Origin of the sequence: Winogradskyella sp. (assembly GCF_013042245.1) — a bacterium.
Taxonomy (GTDB): Bacteria; Bacteroidota; Bacteroidia; order Flavobacteriales; family Flavobacteriaceae; genus Winogradskyella.
Genome location: NZ_JABDQL010000131.1, coordinates 1 through 3,946 on the forward strand (window position 1 = coordinate 1; position 3,946 = coordinate 3,946).

A 3,946-nucleotide genomic window follows, 5' to 3' on the forward strand; every position below is an offset into this window, starting at 1 on the left:
ATTGAAAAATCAGATATACAGAAAGCGAGTAAGGTGAGATCTACTAAAGGACTGAGTCTACATGTTTATGGACGATTAGCCGCAGCCTTTATAACACTAATATTTAACTCTTGATTCGCATAATTAATACGTTTAATTATTATAAAGCTCAGAAACAAAAATGCCGCTTAACATTGTCCTTATAGAACCGGAAATACCTAATAACACAGGAAACATTGGACGCTTAGCTTTAGCGACGGGTTCACGATTACATTTGGTTAAGCCATTTGGTTTTGAAATAGATGATAAACGTCTAAAGCGTGCTGGACTCGATTATTGGCAACATCTAGAAGTTATTTATTACGATAATACAGAAGATTTTTTCAAGAGGAATAAAGATGAAAACATGGTGTTTTTGAGCAGTCACGGTACAAAATCGCATTGGGATATTAATTTTGAAGACCATATGTTTTTAATCTTTGGAAAAGAATCCGTTGGTCTATCAGAAAACATCACTGAAAAACATTCAGACCAACTTTTTAAAATACCTATGTATAGCCAACACATTAGAAGCCTAAATCTTGCAAGTGCCGTAAGTATTATTACTTATGAAGGATTAAAACAACTAAATATAAAATAGTTCTGAAAACAAACATTATAAGACTTCTACTTTTGTAACTTTAACAAAAACCAACGCCTTGAAATTTTCAAAAGCTAAAAGTCTAATTTCAGAATATCTACAAATTGCCTTTGGTATTGTTTTGGCAAGTATTGGTCTAAAAGCCTTCTTATTGCCTAACGGATTTTTAGATGGTGGTGTTACAGGTATTGCACTTTTAGTGAAAACATTTGTAGATGTAGATATCTCATATTTACTCGTTTTATTTAGTATTCCTTTTTTGATTTTAGGTTACTACACCGTTTCAAAACGTATTGTCATAAAGTCTATAATTAGTATAATTGGGTTGGCCTTATTTATTCATTTTGAAAATTTTGGTACAATAACAGAAGACAAACTTTTAATTTCAATATTCGGTGGACTTTTCCTTGGTGCTGGTATTGGTATTGCGATTAGAAATGGGTCTGTATTGGATGGTTCAGAGATTTTAGGTGTGTATTTAAATGATAAATTTGGTTTCAGCATAGGTCAGATTATCCTAATATTTAATATCATTTTATTCAGCATTACCGCTTATGTAATTTCAATAGAAGTAGCGCTATACTCGATTTTGACATATATCGTAACAGCAAAAGTGACTGATTTAACTATTGAAGGTTTCGAGGATTTTATTGGTGTTACCATTGTATCAAAACAATACCTTCTTATTGAAGATGCTATTATGAAAGAATTAGGTGTTGGAATGACGCTTTATCGAGGTACTCGTGGTGTTGGCAATTCAGGAAAGCAAGTTGATTTTGATATTATTCATACCATAATTAACCGTATTGACATAAAACGAATGCAACGAATTATTAATAGAATTGACAGTGATGCGTTTGTTATTGAATTTGATGTTAATAATGTAAAAGGCGGTGTTTTACGTCATTATTTAGATAAAAAGAAAAATAAAGTCTTACCTAAAATCTAACGACGCTTTTCTAACATACTCAAGTACATTTTTTCTACCTTAGTTCGTGCCCAAGGCGTACGTCTCAAAAATTTTAAACTCGACTTTACAGATGGGTCATGTGTAAAGCATCGAATATTAATCTCGTAACCCATATATTCCCAACCATAATGTGCTACTAAATCTTCAATAATTTGCTGAAGTTTAATGCCATGAAGTGGATTATTTGGTTGTGACGTCATTTTTTCAACTTTTCTATCATTGCTTTAATCTTTATAGCTTTTTCAAAATGGTCTAACTCATGGGTTTTTATCCACCAAGTAGCAGCTTCAAATAATAATTTAGGATTATCATTTTTATTTCTAAAAAACGCATAAAACGATACTCCAACATTATCCCCTTTTGTTGTAATCTTCAGATTACAAACCTCAATAATTTTGTCTTTTAAAGCAGGTGTCATTATTAATTTCTATTATCGTTATTTCGTCTTCTATTGCGATTTCTATTTCTATTAGAATTTCTTGAGTTAGAACCTCCACCTTCGCCTTTATGCTTGCTATTTCTTCTAGGACTCCGTTGTCTATTTTGACCAGGCTTGATAGGTTCAGTTGATGCATTTGGGTCGGGTTCAAAACCTTCAATAATTTCTACAGGTATTTTTTGAGCGATAAGCTTTTCAATTCCTCTTAAATAAGACGTTTCATCTGCACTTACCAATGACAGGGCTTCACCACTAGCTCCAGCTCTACCTGTACGCCCAATTCTATGTACATAATCTTCTGAGATATTTGGCAATTCAAAATTTATAACATGTGGTAGTAGCGGAATATCTAAGCCACGCGCCGCAATATCAGTAGCTACTAAAACTCTAATTTTTGCACTCTTAAAACCTGCTAACGCTTTTGTTCGGGCGCCTTGGCTTTTATTACCATGAATAGCGGCAGCCGTAATTCCTGAGCTAATCATTTTTTTGGTTAAACGGTTTGCACCATGCTTTGTTCTAGTAAACACCAAAACTTGTTGCCAATCACCTTCGGAAATGAGCTTAATAATTAAATCTGTTTTCTTAGTTTTAGCAACACGATATACTTTTTGTTCTATGACCTCAACCGCGGTATTTTCTGGAGTAGCTTCTACCTGTACAGGGTTGTGTAAAATAGAATATGCTAGTTTTTTAATATCTTTAGAAAACGTTGCCGAAAACATTAGGTTTTGGCGTTTGGCAGGTATGAGTTTCATGACACGTTCTATATCACGTAAAAACCCCATGTCTAACATACGGTCCGCTTCGTCCAATACAAAAATTTCAACATGACGCAAGGATAATAAGCCTTGACTTTCTAAATCTAATAATCGCCCAGGTGTCGCTACCAAAACATCAATACCTTGCCTAATTTTAGACACTTGAGGTTTCTGATTAACCCCACCGAAAATCACAGCACCTCTAATATCTAAAAACTCCGAATACTCTTTCACGTTAGCGTATACCTGTGCCGCAAGCTCGCGTGTTGGAGTTAATATTAAAGCACGAATTTGGCGTCGATGATGCCTTTGATTTTCTGATAAAATGTGTAATAATGGTAAAGTAAAACCTGCTGTTTTCCCTGTTCCTGTTTGTGCAGATGCTAAGACATCTTTACTATCTAAAACTGGCGGAATAGCCTTAGCTTGTATTGGTGAAGGTGTTTCGTATCCTTTTTTGGCAATAGCTTTGAGTATAGGCTCTGATAAGCCTAAAGATTTAAATGACATATATAAAGTTTATGAAGTAAACTCTATCTAATTTAGGTCACTCCTTTTAGTTTTGGCGAATGTAGGGCTTATTTTCCCCTTAACTTCTATTATGTTGAAATTCTCCATAAAAAAGTCGAACTTCGTCTAAACAAAATTTATTCCAAATAATTCTAAAACAATAGCTAGCATTCTTATACGGGACTTATACAACAACAGTAGACTCATATAGACCTAGAATAATAAAGTTTATTAATTGTGATTCTAAAAATCAAATGATTTTAGAAAAGAATATTTCTGTATTTCATTTGATCTATATACCGTTTATACCATTATAGAATTAAAACCTTAATTACCTGCAGGTCTTGTAATAATAGTTCTGAAATTAAAGACTTAAGTTCTGAATCAAAAGAATAGTATAAGAAATACTGATCAAAAAAGATTTTCCCCATTTGGATTCTTTTTGGTCCAGTATTGATATTAATTTTGATAGCATGGTTTAGCTTTAATAAACTAAGAACAGAAAATAAACTATTAGAAAGGTTATACCGTTTAAGTTATGTATTGCCGTATATATTTCGTATATTTACCTATGGGAAAAAAGGCGGTATTAAACATTAAAGAAACTGTTGTTGAACTGAACAACCTTCTTAGAAAGCAAAAAACGT

At 33.0% G+C, this 3,946-nt stretch carries 5 protein-coding genes; 2 read left to right on the forward strand and 3 right to left on the reverse strand.

What is annotated here, in order from left to right:
• Positions 1-160: 160 nt before the first annotated feature.
• Positions 161-619, forward strand: coding sequence for a tRNA (cytidine(34)-2'-O)-methyltransferase (locus HKP48_RS10320; protein ID WP_296345535.1), 459 nt, complete (start codon positions 161-163; stop codon positions 617-619).
• 58 nt (positions 620-677) lie between these two features.
• On the forward strand, positions 678-1,568 hold the full coding sequence (locus HKP48_RS10325; protein ID WP_296345537.1) for a YitT family protein: 891 nt from the start codon (positions 678-680) through the stop codon (positions 1,566-1,568).
• Here the strand turns inward: HKP48_RS10325 and HKP48_RS10330 are convergent.
• The 3 genes from HKP48_RS10330 to HKP48_RS10340 are packed head-to-tail and all read right to left on the reverse strand — an operon-like array spanning position 1,565 to position 3,299.
• Positions 1,565-1,789, reverse strand: a complete 225-nt coding sequence (locus tag HKP48_RS10330; protein WP_087492930.1) for a VF530 family protein — start codon at positions 1,787-1,789, stop codon at positions 1,565-1,567. The two genes, HKP48_RS10325 and HKP48_RS10330, sit on opposite strands and share 4 nt — an antisense overlap.
• Entirely contained in the window at positions 1,786-2,007 is a 222-nt protein-coding gene (locus HKP48_RS10335; protein ID WP_296345541.1) for a DUF6500 family protein, read from the reverse strand. Before HKP48_RS10335 ends, HKP48_RS10330 begins: the two co-directional genes overlap by 4 nt.
• A gap of 2 nt (positions 2,008-2,009) precedes the next feature.
• Complete coding sequence (locus tag HKP48_RS10340; RefSeq protein ID WP_296345543.1) at positions 2,010-3,299, reverse strand: DEAD/DEAH box helicase; 1,290 nt, start codon at positions 3,297-3,299, stop codon at positions 2,010-2,012.
• Positions 3,300-3,946: the final 647 nt, after the last annotated feature.

Coding starts and splice junctions, on each gene's coding strand:
- HKP48_RS10320 (WP_296345535.1), top strand. CDS start 161: ATGCCGCTTAACATTGTCCTTATAGAACCGGAAATACCTAATAACACA.
- HKP48_RS10330 (WP_087492930.1), bottom strand. CDS start 1,789: ATGACGTCACAACCAAATAATCCACTTCATGGCATTAAACTTCAGCAA.
- HKP48_RS10335 (WP_296345541.1), bottom strand. CDS start 2,007: ATGACACCTGCTTTAAAAGACAAAATTATTGAGGTTTGTAATCTGAAG.
- HKP48_RS10340 (WP_296345543.1), bottom strand. CDS start 3,299: ATGTCATTTAAATCTTTAGGCTTATCAGAGCCTATACTCAAAGCTATT.